The sequence below is a fragment of the Streptococcus sanguinis genome (genome assembly GCF_008329445.1).
Lineage (GTDB): Bacteria > Bacillota > Bacilli > Lactobacillales > Streptococcaceae > Streptococcus > Streptococcus sanguinis_O.
Window position 1 is genome coordinate 102,732 of the sequence record NZ_VIBR01000003.1, and the last position, 19,878, is coordinate 122,609.

Here is a 19,878-nt window from a genome sequence, read left to right on the forward strand (position 1 = left end):
TATCTCTATTTTTTATAAAAGAAAGACCGAGATTCTTGTCTCGGCCTTTATAGGTTTCCTTTTTTATCTAAAAATTCATGATAGACACAGAGACTGACTGCAGAGCGGGCGATGCTGTATTTAGAGTAGGGGATAATGACAATCTCTGCTTGTTTTTGTTTTGGAAAGAGAGGTACTTCCTGCTCTAACTGAGCCAGGACCTGTTCGGCAATAACCGGATAGGAGAATATTTGGCCGTCCAGATAAATCCTTTCGCTATCAATAAGCTGGCAGAGGTTGGAAATGGAAATGGCCAGATAGCGGCAGGCAGTATGAATCAACTCAATGCTGCCCAAGTCTCCTAAGCGATAGGCGGTCATCAGACTTGTCAAATCAATGTCATTAGCATCCTCTACAAGGGTCTTTAAGAGCGAGGTCTGGGAAGCCCGATACAGGATAGCTGCTTTGTCAATCAGAGCGCTCTCGCTGGCATAAACCTGCAGGCAGCCGTGCTTGCCGCAAGGACAGCGCTCCCCTTCGGGATTGATGACGGTATGCCCCACCTCCCCGATAAGATAATTTTCCTGACTGTAAATGCTGCCCTTGTACATGTAAGAGCAATGAATACCTCTGGCGACATGATAGACGATAAAATTCCTGTCTGTCGGATGATAGCTAAAGAGGCGTTCAGCCAGTGTCAGGCAGTGGGATTTATTGGCAAAGTAGACAGGGAGGTCAAAGGCTTCTTGAATAGTCCGCAAGTCAATCTGTCCCCAGTGGGGGTTTTTAGAAATAATAAAATCACTCTCAGAGAGATTCACATGCCCCGGCAGCCCGAGGGCAATCGCTGAGATGGAGTATTTGCTGTTCTTCTTCAGAAAATCTTGAATGAGTCGGATGATTTCCTGGTCAGACGGGCCGCCTGTCACCTCGACCTGATAAGTCCGAATGCTACTTTCTACAATCTCACCGGTATTATCAGCGATGACCATAGCCAGCTGTTTTTCAGAAATCTCAAAGCCCAGATAGTAGCGGCTACGAGGCGCAATATCTAGCAGGGTTTTTTTGCGGCCTACACTCTCGTCATTGAGCTCGCCCAGCTCCAGTACCAAGCCTTCCTTGATCAGTTCATTGATGATACTGCCAGTCGTGGCTGGTGTAATCTGAGTTTCTTTTGAAATATCAATCCGAGAAATCGGTCGTTTGGCATAGAGCTGATCCAGAACAGTTGCCCTTAGCTCGTTTTGTTTTCTAGTTCGTGTCATCTTGTTTCCTCTGCTGCTATACTATCAAAAAAAGCTAGAAATCTCAAATGTAAGCGTTGACATAGTACAGAAAAATAGTTATAATGTTTATAGAATATTAATAACATAGTGAAAAATATTCTATTTCTGGATTTTTGTTTATATATTGAAAATAAATGGCAAGTGTCGTTGCGGGCTAGGTCAGATTCATAAAGGAGGATGCCGATGGAAACAAAACAGATTATGTTAGTCTGTGCAGCTGGGATGAGTACCAGTCTCATGGTCAATAAAATGCAGAAAGCTGCAGAGGAGCGCGGCTTGGCTGCGACGATATTTGCGGTGCCAGTGTCAGAAGCAGAAGACTATCTAAGCGAGAAAAAGGTTGATGTCCTGTTGCTGGGGCCTCAGGTCCGCTATCTGCTGGAGGATTTACAGGAAAAATTAGCTTCAAAAGACATCCCGGTCGATGTCATTCCTATGACGGACTACGGAATGATGAAGGGGGATAAGGTCCTGGATCTGGCAGAGTCGCTCATGAAGTAGGTACTCCTATGGCAAATAAAGATTCCTTAGAGGTCGCTATGACCCTCATTATGTATGGCGGAGAGGCCAAGTCTTGTGCTATTGAAGCCATTGCAGCAGCTAAAAAGCAGGACTTTGACCGAGCTCAGGAGAGACTGAGTCAGGCTCAGAAGGCCCTGCTGCAAGCCCATCACGCTCAGGCTGAAATGCTGAGCAAAGAGGCACAAGGAGAAAAGACAGAACTTAGTTTATTTATGGTACATGGGCAGGATCATCTCATGACCAGTATCGCCTTTGTTGATTTGGCAAAGGAGATTGTTGATTTGCATAAAAAATTTGATGAATAGGAGAAATGCAGATGAGTAGTTTGGTTGATAAATGGCAAGCGCGTCTCATGCCTATTGCCAATAAAATCGGCAACCAAAAATTTCTGGTTGCCCTGCGGGATTCCTTTATTGGAACCATGCCTGTGATTATGACGGGCTCTTTCGCCCTCATGGTCAATGCCTTTCTATCTGACTTGCCAGGACAGTTCGGCTGGACCTGGATTTCCTCTACCTTCCAGTGGCTGATTGATATTAACTGGCTGGTATTTAAGGGCAGTATTCCTATCGTTACCCTCTTGTTCCTCTTTACCTTCGGGGTCAATATCGCTAAAATTTACAATACTGATAAGGTGTCTGCCGGTCTGGTAGCTGTTGCTTCCTATATCATTACCATTGGTGGATCAGTTACTAAAACCTTTGAGTTGGCTGGCAAAACACCAGGGCTGAGCAAGGCGATTTCAAAACTTCCAGAGCTAAAACTTGACGGCAGTAACTTGTCTGTGACGATTAACAGTGTCATTCCCGGTGACCAGATTAGTGCGCGTGGTTACTTTACTGCTATTCTGATTGGTTTTGTATCTGTTATCATCTTTTGTAAGGTCATGAATCGTAACTGGACGATTAAACTTCCAGATTCTGTTCCGCCAGCTATCATGAAGCCCTTCCAGTCTATCATTCCGGCTGCGATTGCCATGTATGTCGTGGGGATTGCAACCTACCTCTTTAATCTGGTGACAGGCGAGCTGTTGATTGACTGGATTTATAAGATTCTTCAGGCACCGCTTCTCAGCTTGTCTCAAAGCTTCTGGGCTGTACTGCTCATTGTCTTTCTCAATAAGATTTTCTGGTTCTTCGGCCTGCACGGCGGTAATGTGCTGGCACCAGTCATGGCCAGTCTCTTTGGTGTGACCATGCTGGCTAATCTAGAAGCTTATCAGGCTGGGCATGCGATTCCTTATATGTGGACGGATAATTCTTTCGGTGCTTTTGTCTGGTTTGATGCGATTGGGGTTGCCATTGCCATTCTCTGGCAATCTCGGAACAAGCACTATCGCGAAGTGGCCAAGTTAGGAATTTTCCCAATGGTCTTCAACATCGGTGAGCCAGTCATGTACGGCCTGCCAATCGTTTTGAATCCAATTATGTTTATTCCATACGTCCTGACGCCAATGGTCATGGTAACAGTAGCCTACTTTGCAACCTCTATGGGCTTGGTTGCGCCGGTTACTCAAAACGTTACTTGGGTAATGCCGCCGATTCTCTACGGTTTCTTTGCGACAGCCTTCGACTGGCGGGCAATTATTCTTTCGCTGGTTAATATCGCTATTTCGACCGCTATATATCTGCCCTTTGTCAAGATGGCAGATAAACAGGAGGAGCTTGGATAAATGGCAAAATTTGAAATTAAAGAAGAATTTTATTTGGATGGCAAGCCTTTTAAGATTTTATCAGGAGCTATTCAGTATTTCCGGCTTCATCCAGACCAGTGGCGAGATACCCTTTACAATCTCAAAGCTCTAGGCTTTAATACGGTAGAAACCTATATTCCTTGGGCATTGCATGAGCCTCAGGAAGGGCAGTTTCAGGCAGAGGAGATGCTGGATTTTGAAGCATACTTCAAGTTGGTTGAGGAGATGGGGCTTTATCTCATTGTCCGGCCGACGCCTTACATCTGTGCAGAGTTTGACTTTGGCGGCCTGCCGGCTTGGCTCTTGAGATATCCTTCTATGCGCCTGCGGGTCAATCATCCGCTTTTTCTGGAAAAGGTCAGTCATTTTTATGACTGGCTCTTTCCCAAGCTTCTGCCCTATCAGAGCGATCAGGGTGGCCCTATCCTCATGATGCAGGTGGAAAATGAATATGGTTCTTACGCCGAGGACAAGGCCTACATGCGCAGCATTGCGCAGATGATGAAGGTACGTGGCGTTACGGTTCCCCTCTTTACCTCTGACGGGACATGGATAGAGGCTTTGGAGTCTGGAACTTTGATTGAGGATGATATTTTTGTGACGGGGAATTTTGGTTCCCAACCTAAGGAAAATACAGATAATCTGCGAGCTTTCACGGAGCGCTATGGCAAGAAATGGCCACTTATGTGTACCGAGTTTTGGGATGGTTGGTTCAGCCGCTGGAGCGAGGAAATCGTTCGGCGAGAAGCCGAAGATTTGGCTCAGGATGTCAAAAAAATGCTGCAGCTGGGCAGTATGAACCTCTTTCTACTGAGAGGTGGGACCAATTTTGGTTTTATCAGCGGCTGTTCAGCCCGCAAGACAAAGGATTTGCCGCAGATTACCTCCTATGATTTTGACGCACCCATTACTGAGTGGGGGCAGCCGACTGAGAAATACTACGCTGTTCAGCGGGTGACCCACGAGGTCTTTCCAGAGCTTGAGCAGATGGAGCCTATTAGCCGACAGGCCAAGGCCTATGGCAGTTTTCCACTGCTTAGAACTGCAAATCTGCTGGATGTGGCAGCAGACATCACAGAGGAAATTCTGCTGGATTATCCGCAGCCTATGGAGCAGATTGGGCAGAATCATGGCTATATCCTCTACCGTTCCGATATCAAAAATCAATACCATGAGGAAAGGCTCAAGGCCTTGGAGACTCATGACCGCTGCCATTTCTATGTCAATCAGGAGCACCTAGCTACCCAGTATCGGGAAGAAATCGGTGATGAGCTGCTCTTCTCGGCTAATACCGAGCGGATTCAGATTGATGTGCTGGTGGAAAATATGGGGCGGGTCAACTATGGTTACAAGCTGGGCGCACCCAGTCAATCCAAGGGAGTCAAGGGCGGTATCATGATTAACCACCAGTTCCGAAAGGGTTGGAAGCATTATGCGCTCAAGTTTGACCAGGAAATGCTGGCCAAGTTAGACTGCTACTCAGCTCCACCTGAAAGAGTCAAAGCACCGACCTTCTATCGCTTTGAAGCAGAGTTGGATGATATCGCTGATACCTTCATCGACTGCTCTAAGTATGGGAAAGGCTGTATTTCGGTCAACGGCTTCAACCTTGGCCGCTACTGGAATGAAGGGCCGATTCACTATCTCTATGTGCCGTCTGGCTTGCTCAAGGATAAGAATGAGTTTATCGTCTTTGAAACAGAAAATGTCAAGATTGAAGAGTTGACCTTACTTGACCATCCAGTCTATAAGAAATGAGGTGTTGCGATGAAATATATGACAATCGGGAATGAACTGGAAGGAGCCAGTCAGCTGATTTTGGGTTGCATGCGACTAGCAGAGCATGATCCTAAAGAGGTCGTTTCCGTTCTTGAAACAGCGGTAGAAGTGGGAATTAATTTCTTTGACCACTCAGATGTCTATGCTGGCGGCCAGTCTGAAGCAAAGTTTGCACAGGCTCTTCGCTCGGCTAAGATTCCCCGGGACCGTGTTCTCATCCAGTCCAAGTGCGGACTGCGGGATGTTCATACCAACTACCATTTTGACTTTTCTAAGGATTATATCATCAGCTCGGTTGAAGGCAGCTTGGAGCGCTTGCAGACGGACTATCTGGATGTGCTCCTCCTGCACCGGCCAGATGCTCTTGTGGAGCCGGAAGAGGTGGCTGAGGCTTTCTCACAGCTGCACCAAGCTGGGAAGGTCCGCTATTTCGGAGTCAGCAATCAAAACCCTTATCAAATGGAGCTGCTTCAGAAGAGTGTGGAGCAGCCCTTGATTGCCAACCAACTACAGTTTGGTCCAGCCCATACTCCGATGCTGGACGCTGGGCTCAATGCCAATATGCTCAATCCTTTAGCAATCGTTCGGGACGGTAGTGTGCTGGACTATTGTCGATTGCATCATATCACGATTCAGCCTTGGTCACCATTTCAGGTTGACTTGAACCAGGGACTTTTTATGGAGCATCCTAAATATACTCAGCTTACAGAAACTCTGCATGCCTTTGCGTCAGACTATCAAGTTTCTTTTGAAGCCTTAGTTCTCGCCTGGATTTTGCGTCATCCAGCACAAATGCAGCCGATTGTTGGCTCCATGAATCCACAGCGAATTCGCTCAATGGTGGCTGCTTTTGATATTGAGCTCTCTCGAGCTGACTGGTATAAGATTTATAAGAGCGCGGGAAATCCTCTGCCCTAAGCTTGTTTTTGCAGGGAGATTATTTGTTATTCAGAATCAATGAAGCCTAAGAGCAGCGAATCGGTCTGCATATTTCATTGATTAAGCTCGACTCTGCACCTTATGAAAGGAGAATGATATGAATAATAAGTTTTCTTGGCAAGGCCTAGCAAAATCTGCTTCTGCTGCCAAGTATGGAAGTGGCTTGCTGCTATGTGTTTCCCTCTTGTCCTTAGCAGCTTTGACAGCTGTATCAAGAGTTGAAGCAGAAGATGTTGTGCCTGCCCCTGCCGCAGTAGCTGAAACGTCGGCTTCTCCAGCAGCGCAAGCAAGTCCTGAGGCTGAAAATCCAGCTGTGGCTGAACCCCAAGCAGCTCCTGCAAATCAGGCCGAATCAGCTGCCAGCGAGTTGCCAGCCAGTCAGGTCATGTCTGATGAGCAGAAGCAGCGCGCCATTGCTCAGATGGGAGCCAATCAAGGGGATGTCTGGGTTTGGTCGGAGGAAAATGTCGTTGAAGAAAATGGGGAGCGTCAAAAGCGCGGTCCTAATGGCGGTCCTGGTCAATTTAATGGCGGAGCCGTCGTGTTAGGCGGCCGTCCGACTTATGACCCAGCGGCGGATTGGTACTACCTTGCTTATAAAGGCGAAGGGATGACTGACGAAGAAGCACAGGCTGTCTTTGACAAGGAACGCGGCAAATGGATGAACGAATTTGATCCTTGGGGCGTTGTGATGGAAATGACGGACAATAAGGCCAGCAATGCATGGGCGGATATTCGTAACATGCAGGCTTTTGTGCTCCGGAAGGATTCCAATGTCTGGGAGAAAATTGTGGATCACCCTCAAGGAGTTCAATGGGTTTCTCAATTCAAGGGAAATATGTCCAGCAACGTAGGAGATGCACGTCAGGAAGCCTTGGCTGGCGGGGGAACAGCTATTGAGGTATTACTTAAGCAGGATCGGGTTGCCCACTGGGGCTCTGATCAAGCCCGTGATATTCCGAATCCTCAAAACATTCGGGCTGTTTTAGTTTCTGTAGAAGCTCGTATTTCTGAAAAATCTGATCCAGATGCCAAGCTTGGTATTCAAGTTGGCGGTGACTGGAAATTTGCTGAAGAAGTGAGCAAGCCGCTCTGGTATCCAGGAGCTGGTCTGGCTGGTATTCAGCGACTGACCAAGGATTGGGCTCGTTACTATTTTGTCAGCCTCACTGGTATTCAAGATGCAGTCGAAGAAAGGGCCATTTCACAAGATGAGTTTATGAAGAGCATCGTGCCGTTGGCCGATATGGAGCAGGCCTCTCAAAATCAAGCCCAGCAGCCAACCCCTGCAAAGCCTGATCCAAAGGGTAGCCAAGCGGAAAATCTGACCTACAAAACAAGCGGCCAGACGGATTCTCAAGCAGCGTCTCAACAGCCAACTCTTCAACAAGCTTCTTCCAAACAACTGCCTAAGACCGGCAGTCAAAGCAGTCTATTGACCAATCTGCTTGGATTCGGGCTCTTAGGGCTGGCAGCTGGTTTCCTTGGCTTGAAGAAAAAATCTTAGTTTTGCAAGCTAGAGGAAAAATAATCTACAAAAAAGCAACAGCAGGTTCTAGCTGTTGCTTTGTGTTTGGTTTAGGTTTTGCACGACAGGCTGTTCAAAATTAGGTGCTTGCGCAGTGAGCGGACTGCAGACAGGCTCTTGGTATTTTTGAGTAAAGCGGCATCTTGGGAAGTTGGAGCAGCCCCAAAATTTCTGACCAGCCTTAGAACCTTTGGCTGCTGTGCGGAGCACCAATCCATGCTGGCAGCGAGGACAGATCTTTTCTGCTTCTCTACGCTGTTTATTCTGAGCAATGCTATTAATATGGCGCTCTTTGATGACCTGCTTTCGCTTGGTCAGGGGCAGGAGCATACGATAGAGGTCGTCAATCTGCTCGGGCGACAGGCAGACTGGACTTTGGCAGGCCTGCTGGTTGATTGCCCCAATCACTTGCCAGGTCTGAATAACTTTATGCCTGTCACTGTTTAGATGGATTTCCTTAAGCTGACAGTCATTGCCAAAGACGATATAGGAATATAGATTTGGCGTGTATTGGTTGAGATAGTAGCTGAGCCATTTGAGATGGACTTTATTTTGAATAATGGGATTGAAAAAAGAATTCTTGTAGGATTTTCCGCGGCCTCCGGAAAGAACCTGAGTCCAGTATTGCTGATTTTCTGAGCCGAAGATCCAGCCCTTGTAGTTTTTTGACTCAAAAATGTAAATTCCAGATGGATGAATCAGCAGGGCATCAATCTCAGTGGTAGATCCATCTTCTTTGAAAATATAGAGATTGTACAAAATCTTTTTATAGCCATAGAGCTGGTTCAAGACCTGACCAAGCTGGTACTCTCCCTGTTTTCCCTTGTTATATTTGAGTTCCCAAGGGGCAGTCTGGGTTTGCTGGAAATAGTCAGGCTCTGGGCTTTGGCTGGATGACCAATCCGAGTCCGTATCTTCCCTGTCTTCAAGTAGCTTATAACTGATAAAAAAGACGATGCCAAAGACAGCCACAAATGCAATGAAAAAGAATCCAAACATTTCCTAATCTCCCTTAAAATCCCTAATTCGAGTATAGCACAAAATAAAGGACGGAAGATTTTTATAAGTGTAAAAACACAGCAATTGAGCAATAGATTGAAATATGTCTAAAAAACGGAAACTACCCTTTAAAAACTTATTTTCCAAAAACACCTCACAAACCTAAAAAATCATGTATAATAAAAAGACAGGAAAAGAATAGGAGTTATCATGTCTCAGGAATTAATCAGTGTTATCATCCCTGTTTACAATGTTGAGCAGTATTTAGCAGAATGTGTGAACAGCGTCTGTCGTCAGACCTATCAAAATCTGGAAATTATTCTAGTCAATGATGGTTCAACAGATGCTTCTGGCCAGATTTGCCAAGAGCTAGCTGATCAGGATGCGAGGATTCGCCTCATTCATCAGGACAATCAAGGTTTGTCCGGTGCCCGCAACACAGGGATTGAGCACTCTAGTTCAGACTATTTGATTTTTGTGGATTCGGATGACTGGCTGCCTGAGCAGCATGTTGCCCGCCTCTATGAAAAGATCAAGGAGTATGATGCGGACATTGCTATTGGTCACCACTGTAGCTTTCGTGCAGAGGATTCAGCCTTCCTCTACTATTCGACAGAGCATTTTGAAACCCTCTATACGCGAGAAGAGATAATCGAGGAGTACCCTAGACGGCGCATGCTAGACGGTGTCTTTCTCTGTGCCTGGGCCAAGCTCTATAAGCGTGAGCTCTTTGATACAGTGCGCTATCCAGTCGGCCGAGTGGCCGAAGATGCCTTCACAACTTATAAGCTGTATCTTCAGTCAGAGAAGATTATCTACCTCAATGAACCGCTCTATTACTATCGCTTGCGGCCAAATAGCATCTCCATGACTTGGAATGAGCAGTGGTTCCGAGACTTGATTGTAGGTTTTGAGGAGCAGCTAGCCATTTTGGGTAAGCTGGGCTATGACCTGAGCTTCTACTACAAATACTACACTTTCCTGCTCCAGTATTGTCGCGACAGCGCTGCAGCCGTCGGTATGCAGTCCAGTCTGGTCTATCAGGAAATTGAAAGTAAACTCCAACTATTTGGAGAATAAACAAAACAAGCCACCTTTCATCCATAGGGCTGAAAGCGTAGCTTGTTTTTTAGTGTTTGAAAATTAAAGACTAAAAATAACAATTAATGTCATGCTTCAAAAAAACATCTTGGTATTCAAATAAGTCTTCAGGGTGCAAGGCCTTGACATCTTCCATGGCATACTTTCGGCCAAGTAATTTGTATTTATTTTCGCCAAATTGATGGAAAGGCAACAGCTGGACTTGATCGATGGATAGTTCATTAAACAAAGTCGCAAACCGCTCTGCATCTTCTAAAGAGTCATTAAAATCTGGAATGACAGGAATGCGCAGAACAATCGTCTTTTGATGAGTGAAGGCGTAGTGGATATTCTGAACAATTAATTCGTTTTTTACTCCAGTCACCTTGCGGTGGTTGACAGAGTTATAATGTTTCAGGTCTGTATAGATAAAATCAACGTACTGGATGAGATCCACGAATTTTTCATGTTCTACAAAGGCAGTTGTTTCGATAGCGGTATGAATCCCTTTTTCCTTAGCTGCTTTGAGAATGGCTTTGGCAAATTCAAACTGGGCGAAAATCTCTCCGCCAGATAAGGTCAGGCCGCCGCCAGATTCTTCATAAAAATCTCTGTCTTTTAGGACTTCGTTGATAATCTCCTCGACACTTCTTTCCTCCCCCATAGTGATGCTTTTTTTGGTAGTAGCATCCAGCATAGGCTCGGGTCTGAATTGCTGTGATTCTGGATTGGAGCACCAAGGGCAGCGCAGAGGACAGCCCTTGAGGAAAACCGTTGTACGAATCCCTGGTCCATCATGAATACTGAAATGTTGGATGTTGAAAATAATTCCTTTTGTTGTTTCCATACTCAGGCCTCCTTTAGATACAATCATTATAACTTATTTTAGAAAGAAAAACAATTACGAATGAAAGTTATTTTTATTTTATTTTTAAGACGTCTTTTGTTACAATAATAGCAGAGGTGATAGAATGGAACGTTTAGATGAAATTGTTAAATTAGTATCTGAATTTGAACGAATCGATGTCAATACTTTGTCTGACCGCTTAAAAGTGTCCAAAGTAACGATTCGCAAGGACTTGGATAAGCTGGAAACCAAAGGTCTGCTGCGCAGAGAGCATGGCTATGCTGTTTTAAATAGCGGCGATGATCTGAATGTCAGACTTTCCTTTCATTATGATACCAAGCGCCGAATTGCCCAGGAAGCAGCAAAAATCGTTCAGGATAATGAAACCATTATGATCGAATCAGGCTCGACCTGTGCCTTACTAGCTGAGGAAATCTGCCGAACGAAGAAGAATGTCAAGATTATTACCAATTCTTATTTTATTGCGGATTATATAAAACAAACTGATTCTTGTAAAATTATCTTACTGGGCGGAGAATTTCAGAAAGATTCTCAAGTGACAGTAGGGCCTCTTCTCAAGGAAATGATCCGCTTTTTCCACGTAGAACATGCTTTTGTCGGAACAGATGGCTATGATGAAAATCTAGGCTTTACAGGCAAGGATCTGATGCGGAGTGAGGTTGTGCAGTATATGTCAGAGGCATCTGACCAGATGATTGTCTTGACGGACTCAAGTAAGTTTACCAGAAAAGGTACGGTAAAGAGATTTGGCTTCAAACAGATTGCCCAAGTGGTGACTGACAAGGCGATTCCGAAAGAGGCTGTTGAGCGCTTGAAAGCTGCGGATATCAAACTGACTCTAATCTAGCAGAGAGAAGGAGATAAGATGAAAAATGAAAGAAAAAAACTATTGGCAAAAATTGCTTATCTCTACTACATAGAAGAAAGAAGCCAGTCTGACATTGCGGCTGAGACAGGGATTTATCGCACCACTATCAGCCGAATGCTGGCAGAAGCGAAAAAAGAGGGCATTGTAAAGATTGAGATTGAAGACTTTGATACTCGCTTGTTCCATTTGGAAAACTATGTAAAAGAAAAATACGGGCTCAAGGGAATCGAAATTGTCAGTAACTTAGTAGATGAATCTCCAGCAGACTTGGAAGAGAGGTTGGCTCAAGCTGCTGCGGGTATGCTGCGCGGCCTGATTAAAGACAATGATAAAGTGGGATTTTCTTGGGGCAAGAGCTTGAGCCTTTTAGTAGAGCACTCCAGCAGCAAGCATTTGACAAATGTCCATTTCTTTCCTTTGGCAGGTGGACCGAGTCATATCCATGCACGCTATCATGTGAACACCCTCATCTATAGCATGGCTGGAAAATACCATGGGGACTGCCGTTTTATGAATTCCACGATTATTCAGGAGAACGAGCAACTGACAAATGGAATATTGGCGTCTAAATACTTTGAAGATCTAAAAAGCAGCTGGCAGGAGCTAGATGTGGCCGTGGTTGGTATTGGCGGGCAGGTTGACACGGGAAATCGCCAATGGCTGGACATGCTGACCTCAGAGGATTTTCTTGCTCTAGAGAGTCAGGATGCTGTCGGAGAAATCTGCTGTCGCTTCTTTAATAAAAAAGGGGAGATGGTCTACCAGCATTTGCAAAATCGAACGATTGCCATCTCTTTGGAAAATTTGAAAAAGGTGCCGCTTAGTTTGGCCTTTGCCTATGGCAGTCAAAAATCTGCTGCTATCTTAGCGGTGTTGCGAGCTGGATATGTCAATCATTTGATTACGGATGAAGCGACTATTTTGAAAATGCTAGACTTGGACGGAGATAGGAGTTTCTTCACTTCTTGATGTCAGTGGAATCTCAGGTGCAAGAGATTTCCAAGACGGAATTTAGGGATTCTATTTTTTAATAGTGGATTAGCAGCTATGTATGGAGGTGGATTCTTGATTTGAAAAAGTTAATGAAACGAAAATTGACTAGTTTAGCCACAGGAGAGCTAGTCGCTGTGCTAGTATTTTGGATGAATTTTTTCCTTCTCAAAAAATGGATTCTTACTACTGGAGCTTTGATTTCTATTTCTTTCTCCTTGTTTGTACTGAGTTTTATTTTGATACAGGGCTCAGTTTTTTGGTGGATTTTGATAAAAAGGATTTCCGATCCAGAATTTGCTGAAAGATATACAGGCAAGATTTACAGGGTACTAAAGATTTTAGACCTTATTTTACTGGGTGTGGGAACTCTGATAATCATTTTTAATTCCAGTGATTTTTCCACCTTCATAATCTCTGTAGCAATTTGGTTTTTTGCTGTCATCGAGTGGATGAATTATTTTAAATGGCAATTATCCTACAGTCTGAATCCTGCTGTTTTATTGAAATACATCCTCCAGAGGAAATTGCGGAAAAGTAAAATAGCATATATGATGAAGTAGAAGCAAATAGCTGCTGCTTCTTTTTTGTGCCGAATCTGCTTATCGTTCTTATCTAATAGAGTGCCTTTGAATCGCAGATGAATACAGCTGTACAGAACTGTTCTTTGTGGGGGGGAGTTTTTATTCTGCACAAATGTGCAAAATAATTTAAATAAGCTAATTTGTTCTATAATATATTGACGGACTGAGATAAAGGTGATACATTCTAGTTACAAACAAAAATAAATCACTTTCAAACAAAAGAACAAGTTTTTGTTAATCATAAAGATAGGAGCGATTGTAACATATGGAAATGATTGTAGCAGATCAAATTATCATGGGTCTTATCTTAGACGCTGGTGATGCCAAGCAGCATATTTATCAAGCTTTATCACTAGCTAAAGATGGTAAGTTTTCAGAATGCGATGAGCAGATTGAGCTGGCAGATAAGGCGCTGTTAGAGGCCCATAACTTGCAGACCAAGTTCCTAGCTCAGGAAGCTGGAGGAACGAAAACAGAGATTACAGCACTGTTTGTTCATTCTCAAGATCATTTGATGACTAGCATTACAGAGATTAACCTCATCAAAGAAATCATCGACTTGAGAAGAGAATTACAAGGGGAAAAATAAATCATCAGGAGGATGAAAAGATGGTTAAGATTGGTTTGTTTTGCGCGGCAGGTTTTTCAACAGGAATGTTGGTCAACAATATGAAAATAGCTGCAGCTGAAAAAGGGCTGGAAGCTGAGATTGAAGCCTACTCTCAGGCTAAGTTGGCTGATTATGCAGCGGATCTGGATGTCGCTTTATTGGGCCCGCAGGTAGCCTATACACTAGACAAATCTACAGCTATTTGCGACAGTTGCCATACTCCGATTGCAGTTATTCCGATGGCTGATTACGGTATGCTAGATGGCGAAAAAGTGTTAAATCTCGCTTTGAGTTTGTTGGATAAACATTAAAATCAAGGAGCTTCGTTATGTCTAAAGTGGATACTCAAAAAATCATTGCGCCGATTATGAAGTTTGTCAATATGCGCGGGATTATCGCCTTAAAAGACGGTATGTTGGCAATTTTGCCCCTTACAGTTGTGGGAAGTCTATTCTTGATTGTAGGGCAATTGCCGTTTGAAGGTCTAAATCAAGCCATTGCTGGTATGTTTGGGGCTGACTGGACAGAACCGTTTATGCAGGTTTATTCAGGTACCTTTGCCATTATGGGGCTGATTTCCTGTTTTTCAATTGGTTATTCTTATGCCAAGAACAGCGGTGTAGAGCCTCTGCCGGCAGGGGTGTTGTCTCTTTCTTCTTTCTTTATCCTTTTGAAATCCTCCTACATACCAGAAAAGGGTGAGGCAATTGCAGATGCGATTGCCAAGGTCTGGTTTGGTGGTCAAGGAATCATTGGGGCCATTCTCATTGGTCTGGCAGTTGGCAGTATCTATACGATTTTCATTCAAAAGCATATTGTCATCAAAATGCCAGAGCAGGTTCCACAAGCGATTGCCAAGCAGTTTGAAGCCATGATTCCTGCTTTCGTTATTTTCTTGCTATCAATGCTTGTTTATATTATTGCCAAGATAGCGACTGGTGGCGGCACCTTTATTGAGATGATTTACGATGTTATTCAGGTTCCTCTGCAAGGTCTGACAGGCTCTCTGTATGGAGCTATCGGTATTGCTTTCTTCATTTCTTTCTTATGGTGGTTTGGCGTCCATGGCCAGTCTGTTGTCAATGGTGTCGTAACAGCTTTGCTACTGTCAAATCTAGATGCCAATAAGGCCCTGCTTGCTGCAGATAAGCTGTCCGTTAGTCAAGGCGCTCATATTGTGACCCAACAGTTCTTGGATAGTTTTCTTATCTTATCGGGATCCGGTATTACTTTCGGAGTGGTCGTGGCCATGCTCTTTGCTGCCAAGTCCAAACAGTATAAGGCTCTGGGGAAAGTTGCTGCTTTCCCGGCAATCTTTAATGTCAATGAGCCAGTTGTCTTTGGCTTTCCGATTGTGATGAATCCGGTCATGTTTCTGCCCTTTGTTTTGGTACCGGTTCTAGCCGCTTTGATTGTCTACATGGCGATTGCGGTCGGCTTTATGCAGCCATTCGCAGGTGTGACTTTGCCTTGGAGTACACCGGCTATCATTTCTGGCTTTATGGTCGCTGGCTGGCAAGGGGCAGTCATTCAAATTGTCATTCTAGCTATGTCTGCCTTTGTCTATTTCCCATTTGTGAAGTTTCAGGATAAGATTGCCTACAATAACGAATTGAAAAATGAAGAATAATCTGATTTTGATGGATAAAAACACAAAAGTTTCTTGGCTCAGATGGCACAAATGTGCAAAAAATCTTTAATTCAGTAATCGCCTATAAATGATTGAATTCTAAGATTTTGCATGTTACAATAGTTACGAAAGAAATAAATTAAATTTCATAAGAAAGGTTGTGGCCAAATGATCCAAGTAAAAGAAGTAGAAAAAACAACAATAAAAACAGCCTATTTTGGCAGCTTAACAGAGCGGATGGATAAGTATCGGGAAGATGTTTTAAATAAAAAGCCCTATATTGATGCAGAGCGCGCTGTCTTAGCTACCAAGGCTTATGATAAGCATAAGGAAAAACCAAATGTGTTGAAACGTGCTTACATGCTCAAAGAGATCTTGGAAAATATGACGCTTTATATCGAAGATGAAACGATGATTGTCGGCAATCAGGCTTCATCTAATAAAGACGCGCCTATCTTCCCAGAGTATACTTTAGAGTTTGTACTCAATGAACTAGATCTTTTTGAGAAGCGGGACGGAGACGTCTTCTACATTACAGAGGAAACCAAAGAGCAGCTCCGCAGCATCGCTCCTTTCTGGGAAAACAATAACCTCCGTGCGAGAGCTGGAGCTTTACTTCCAGAGGAAGTTCAGGTTTATATGGAAACTGGCTTCTTTGGTATGGAAGGAAAGATGAACTCTGGGGACGCCCACTTGGCGGTCAACTATCAAAAACTCTTGGCCTATGGACTGAAAGGTTTTGAAGAAAAAGCTCGCGCAGCTAAGGAAGCCTTGGATTTGACCGATCCGGCTAGTCTTGACAAATACCACTTCTATGATTCCATTTTCATCGTAGTAGATGCTGTGAAAGCTTATGCGGAGCGTTTTGTGGCCTTGGCCAATCAGCTTGCTGAAAAAGCAGAGCCTAAGCGCCGTCAAGAGCTCTTAGAAATCGCTAGAATCTGTTCTAAAGTGCCGTACGAGCCAGCATCAACCTTTGCTGAAGCTGTTCAGTCTGTTTGGTTTATCCAGTGTATCCTTCAGATTGAGTCCAACGGACATTCACTCTCTTATGGACGCTTTGACCAGTACATGTATCCTTATGTCAAGGCGGATTTGGAAGCTGGTCGTGAGACAGAGGCTAGCATTGTAGAACGCTTAACCAATCTCTGGATTAAGACGATTACCATTAATAAAGTGCGCAGCCAGGCCCACACATTCTCATCTGCGGGCAGTCCCCTTTATCAAAATGTGACAATCGGTGGCCAAACGAGAGATAAGAGAGATGCAGTCAACCCGCTTTCCTACCTTGTGTTGAAATCTGTAGCTCAAACTCATCTTCCTCAGCCTAATCTAACTGTTCGCTATCATGCAGGCTTGGATGCTCGCTTTATGAATGAGTGTATCGAAGTCATGAAGCTTGGCTTCGGTATGCCGGCATTCAATAATGATGAAATCATCATTCCGTCCTTTATCGCAAAAGGCGTTTTGGAAGAAGATGCTTACGACTACAGTGCTATCGGCTGTGTGGAAACTGCTGTGCCTGGTAAATGGGGCTACCGTTGTACAGGTATGAGCTACATGAACTTCCCTAAGGTGCTCCTGATTACTATGAACGATGGAATTGATCCGGTATCTGGCAAGCGCTTTGCACCAAGCTTCGGTCATTTTAAAGATATGAAGAGCTTTGCTGAGCTGCAAACGGCTTGGGACAAGACCTTGCGTCATTTGACCCGCATGAGTGTCATCGTGGAAAATTCTATCGACCTGTCTCTTGAAAGAGAAGTGCCAGATATTCTCTGCTCAGCTTTGACAGATGACTGTATCGGACGCGGTAAGCATTTGAAAGAGGGCGGAGCTGTCTATGACTATATTTCCGGTCTTCAAGTCGGTATTGCCAATCTATCAGACTCACTGGCGGCCATCAAGAAGCTGGTCTTTGAGGAAGGCAGGCTGACTCCGGCTGAACTCTGGCATGCACTTGAAACGGACTATGCTGGTGAGCGTGGTAAAGAAATTCAAGAGATGCTGATTCATGATGCACCGAAATATGGTAATGATGATGATTACGCAGATAAGCTAGTGACAGATGCTTATGATATTTATGTGGATGAAATCGCTAAGTATCCAAATACCCGTTATGGCCGTGGTCCAATTGGCGGTATTCGATACTCAGGAACATCTTCTATTTCAGCCAATGTAGGTCAAGGTCGTGGTACCTTGGCGACACCAGATGGCCGCAATGCCGGAACACCGCTCGCTGAAGGCTGCTCTCCATCCCACAATATGGACAAGAACGGCCCGACCTCTGTATTAAAATCTGTTTCCAAATTACCGACAGACGAAATCGTAGGTGGCGTTCTGCTCAATCAAAAAGTCAATCCTCAGACCCTGTCTAAGGAAGAAGATAAAGTGAAACTTATTGCCTTGCTTCGTACATTCTTTAACCGTCTGCATGGCTATCATATCCAATATAATGTCGTTTCTCGGGAAACCTTGATTGATGCTCAGAAGCATCCTGAAAAACACCGCGATTTGATTGTTCGCGTTGCAGGCTACTCTGCTTTCTTCAATGTGCTTTCCAAGGCGACACAAGATGATATTATCGGACGTACGGAGCACACATTGTAAAAGAGGTCCAATTTATGGAATTCATGCTTGATACCTTAAATTTAGAGGAGATAAAAAAATGGTCGGAAGTCCTCCCCTTGGCGGGAGTGACTTCTAATCCGACCATCGCAAAAAAAGAAGGAAAAATAGACTTCTTCGAACGGATTCGCGCTGTTCGGGAAATCATAGGAGAAGGTCCATCTATCCATGTGCAGGTTGTTGCCAAGGATTATGAGGGAATCTTGAAAGATGCTGCTGAAATTCGAAAAAAATGCGGCGATGCTGTCTACATTAAAGTTCCGGTTACACCGGCTGGGCTGGCAGCTATCAAAACTCTTAAACCAGAAGGTTACAAGATTACAGCGACAGCTATTTATACAACCTTTCAAGGGCTATTAGCCATTGAAGCAGGGGCTGATTACCTTGCTCCTTACTATAACCGCATGGAAAATCTCAATATTGATTCAGATGCTGTCATCAGCCAGTTGGCTCAGGCGATTGAGCGGGATCATTCCACCAGCAAAATATTGGCAGCTTCCTTTAAGAATGTTGGCCAAATCAATCGTGCTTTTGCTGATGGGGCCCAAGCCATTACAGCAGGACCTGATGTCTTTGCAGCAGCCTTTGCTATGCCGTCTATCGCTAAGGCAGTAGATGACTTTGCTGCTGACTGGTCAGCAATTCACAATCAGGAATACATTTAAAAGGTATATTTAAAGCTCTATTTATGAATAAATGGAAGAGGTGTTCTATGAGAATTTTTGCAAGCCCGTCTCGTTATATTCAGGGAGAAAATGCTCTGTTTGAAAATGCAAAACAGATTCTTCAGTTAGGCAGCCATCCAGTCTTGCTTTGTGATGATATGGTTTACCAGATTGTTGGGGAAAAGTTCAATGACTACCTTACTCGTTATGGCTTTCATGTGCTGCATGTCGCTTTTAACGGAGAAGCTTCTGATGCTGAAATTGATCGGGTCGTTGCTCTGGCTGAAAAAGACGGAGCAGACCTAGTTATTGGTCTAGGTGGTGGAAAAACGATTGACAGTGCGAAGGCGATTGCAGACATACTAGGACGTCCTGTGGTCATTGCGCCAACCATTGCCTCTACAGATGCCCCAACTTCAGCACTTTCTGTTATCTATACAGAAGATGGAGCCTTTGAAAAGTACATTTTCTATAGTAAAAACCCCGAACTAGTCTTGGTGGATACGAAAGTGATTGCTGGAGCGCCAAAACGACTTCTGGCTTCTGGGATTGCAGATGGTTTAGCGACTTGGGTAGAGGCGCGTGCTGTTCAGCAAAAAAATGGCACTACCATGTTGGGACAAAGACAGAGTCTGGCTGGTGTGGCGATTGCGAAGAAGTGTGAAGAAACACTGTTTGCAGATGGCCTGCAGGCTATTGCAGCCTGTGAAGCAAAAGTCGTGACTCCAGCTCTGGAAAACATCATTGAAGCCAATACCCTTCTCAGTGGCGTCGGCTTTGAGAGCGGTGGTTTAGCGGCAGCCCATGCTATCCACAACGGTTTTACAGCTCTCACAGGCGATATTCATCACTTGACCCACGGCGAAAAAGTAGCCTATGGAACCTTGACCCAGCTCTTCTTAGAAAACCGGCCTAAAGAAGAATTGGAAAAATATATCCGCTTCTATCAAAAGATTGGTATGCCGACAACTCTGAAAGAAATGCATTTAGAAAATGCCAGCTATGAAGATTTGCTCAAAGTTGGTCAGCAAGCGACGATTGAGGGCGAAACCATCCATCAGATGCCATTTGAGATTTCAGCTTCTGACATTGCAGGTGCCATCCTAGCGGTTGACCAATATGTCAGGGATTTGGATAAATAAAAGCAAAATATAAAACAAGCCACGCTTTCAACCCTACGGTTGAAAGCGTGGCTTGTTTTTTGGTGGAGAGCTCCCTTGTCTGATGTGT

At 44.4% G+C, this 19,878-nt stretch carries 19 protein-coding genes; 16 read left to right on the plus strand and 3 right to left on the minus strand.

The genetic code is table 11. From position 1 onward, the window contains the following. Positions 1-47: 47 nt before the first annotated feature. Positions 48-1,244, minus strand: coding sequence for an ROK family protein (locus FKX92_RS07495; RefSeq protein ID WP_149565967.1), 1,197 nt, complete (start codon positions 1,242-1,244; stop codon positions 48-50). A gap of 204 nt (positions 1,245-1,448) precedes the next feature. On the opposite strand from FKX92_RS07495, the gene FKX92_RS07500 reads away from it, so the two are divergent. From FKX92_RS07500 to FKX92_RS07525, 6 genes are all read left to right on the plus strand, one after another. Then, positions 1,449-1,766, plus strand: coding sequence for a PTS sugar transporter subunit IIB (locus tag FKX92_RS07500; protein WP_080557065.1), 318 nt, complete (start codon positions 1,449-1,451; stop codon positions 1,764-1,766). 8 nt (positions 1,767-1,774) lie between these two features. Continuing rightward, on the plus strand, positions 1,775-2,092 hold the full coding sequence (locus tag FKX92_RS07505; RefSeq protein ID WP_149565968.1) for a PTS lactose/cellobiose transporter subunit IIA: 318 nt from the start codon (positions 1,775-1,777) through the stop codon (positions 2,090-2,092). Between the two features lie 5 nt (positions 2,093-2,097). Further along, the gene (locus FKX92_RS07510; protein WP_149565969.1) at positions 2,098-3,459 is read left to right on the plus strand and encodes a PTS sugar transporter subunit IIC; all 1,362 of its coding nucleotides are present in this window, start codon (positions 2,098-2,100) and stop codon (positions 3,457-3,459) included. Further along, complete coding sequence (locus FKX92_RS07515) at positions 3,460-5,238, plus strand: glycoside hydrolase family 35 protein (protein WP_149565970.1); 1,779 nt, start codon at positions 3,460-3,462, stop codon at positions 5,236-5,238. A 9-nt stretch (positions 5,239-5,247) separates the two neighbouring features. Further along, the gene (locus tag FKX92_RS07520) at positions 5,248-6,177 is read left to right on the plus strand and encodes an aldo/keto reductase (RefSeq protein WP_149565971.1); all 930 of its coding nucleotides are present in this window, start codon (positions 5,248-5,250) and stop codon (positions 6,175-6,177) included. Between the two features lie 118 nt (positions 6,178-6,295). Then, positions 6,296-7,705, plus strand: coding sequence for an LPXTG cell wall anchor domain-containing protein (locus FKX92_RS07525; protein ID WP_004188909.1), 1,410 nt, complete (start codon positions 6,296-6,298; stop codon positions 7,703-7,705). A 48-nt stretch (positions 7,706-7,753) separates the two neighbouring features. On the opposite strand, the gene FKX92_RS07530 is transcribed toward FKX92_RS07525, so the two are convergent. After that, a complete protein-coding gene (locus tag FKX92_RS07530) occupies positions 7,754-8,725 on the minus strand; it encodes a nuclease-related domain-containing protein (RefSeq protein ID WP_004188908.1) in 972 nt (323 codons plus the stop codon). Positions 8,726-8,935: 210 nt separating this feature from the next. Here FKX92_RS07530 and FKX92_RS07535 point away from each other — a divergent pair, with 210 nt between their 5' ends. Beyond that, entirely contained in the window at positions 8,936-9,805 is an 870-nt protein-coding gene (locus tag FKX92_RS07535; protein WP_004188906.1) for a glycosyltransferase family 2 protein, read from the plus strand. 70 nt (positions 9,806-9,875) lie between these two features. Here the strand turns inward: FKX92_RS07535 and FKX92_RS07540 are convergent, their stop codons facing one another. After that, a complete protein-coding gene (locus tag FKX92_RS07540; protein WP_002901594.1) occupies positions 9,876-10,652 on the minus strand; it encodes a glycyl-radical enzyme activating protein in 777 nt (258 codons plus the stop codon). A gap of 124 nt (positions 10,653-10,776) precedes the next feature. Here FKX92_RS07540 and FKX92_RS07545 point away from each other — a divergent pair, with 124 nt between their 5' ends. From FKX92_RS07545 to FKX92_RS07585, 9 genes are all read left to right on the plus strand, one after another. Then, positions 10,777-11,520 carry a DeoR/GlpR family DNA-binding transcription regulator gene (locus FKX92_RS07545; RefSeq protein ID WP_002896662.1) on the plus strand — a complete coding sequence of 248 codons (744 nt, stop codon included), beginning with the start codon at positions 10,777-10,779 and terminating at the stop codon, positions 11,518-11,520. Between the two features lie 18 nt (positions 11,521-11,538). After that, positions 11,539-12,510 carry a sugar-binding transcriptional regulator gene (locus tag FKX92_RS07550; protein ID WP_004188903.1) on the plus strand — a complete coding sequence of 324 codons (972 nt, stop codon included), beginning with the start codon at positions 11,539-11,541 and terminating at the stop codon, positions 12,508-12,510. A 101-nt stretch (positions 12,511-12,611) separates the two neighbouring features. Further along, on the plus strand, positions 12,612-13,094 hold the full coding sequence (locus FKX92_RS07555; protein WP_173346389.1) for a hypothetical protein: 483 nt from the start codon (positions 12,612-12,614) through the stop codon (positions 13,092-13,094). Between the two features lie 286 nt (positions 13,095-13,380). After that, on the plus strand, positions 13,381-13,704 hold the full coding sequence (locus tag FKX92_RS07560; RefSeq protein ID WP_002896659.1) for a PTS lactose/cellobiose transporter subunit IIA: 324 nt from the start codon (positions 13,381-13,383) through the stop codon (positions 13,702-13,704). Between the two features lie 20 nt (positions 13,705-13,724). After that, a complete protein-coding gene (locus tag FKX92_RS07565; RefSeq protein ID WP_002896658.1) occupies positions 13,725-14,036 on the plus strand; it encodes a PTS sugar transporter subunit IIB in 312 nt (103 codons plus the stop codon). 17 nt (positions 14,037-14,053) lie between these two features. After that, complete coding sequence (locus tag FKX92_RS07570; RefSeq protein WP_002916103.1) at positions 14,054-15,355, plus strand: PTS sugar transporter subunit IIC; 1,302 nt, start codon at positions 14,054-14,056, stop codon at positions 15,353-15,355. A gap of 168 nt (positions 15,356-15,523) precedes the next feature. Next, positions 15,524-17,965, plus strand: coding sequence for a glycyl radical protein (locus tag FKX92_RS07575; RefSeq protein ID WP_149565972.1), 2,442 nt, complete (start codon positions 15,524-15,526; stop codon positions 17,963-17,965). A 14-nt stretch (positions 17,966-17,979) separates the two neighbouring features. Next, positions 17,980-18,648: a fructose-6-phosphate aldolase gene (locus tag FKX92_RS07580; protein ID WP_149565973.1), complete on the plus strand. Its 669-nt coding sequence runs from the start codon at positions 17,980-17,982 to the stop codon at positions 18,646-18,648. A 47-nt stretch (positions 18,649-18,695) separates the two neighbouring features. Next, positions 18,696-19,790 carry a glycerol dehydrogenase gene (locus tag FKX92_RS07585; protein ID WP_009659773.1) on the plus strand — a complete coding sequence of 365 codons (1,095 nt, stop codon included), beginning with the start codon at positions 18,696-18,698 and terminating at the stop codon, positions 19,788-19,790. Positions 19,791-19,878 lie beyond the last annotated feature (88 nt).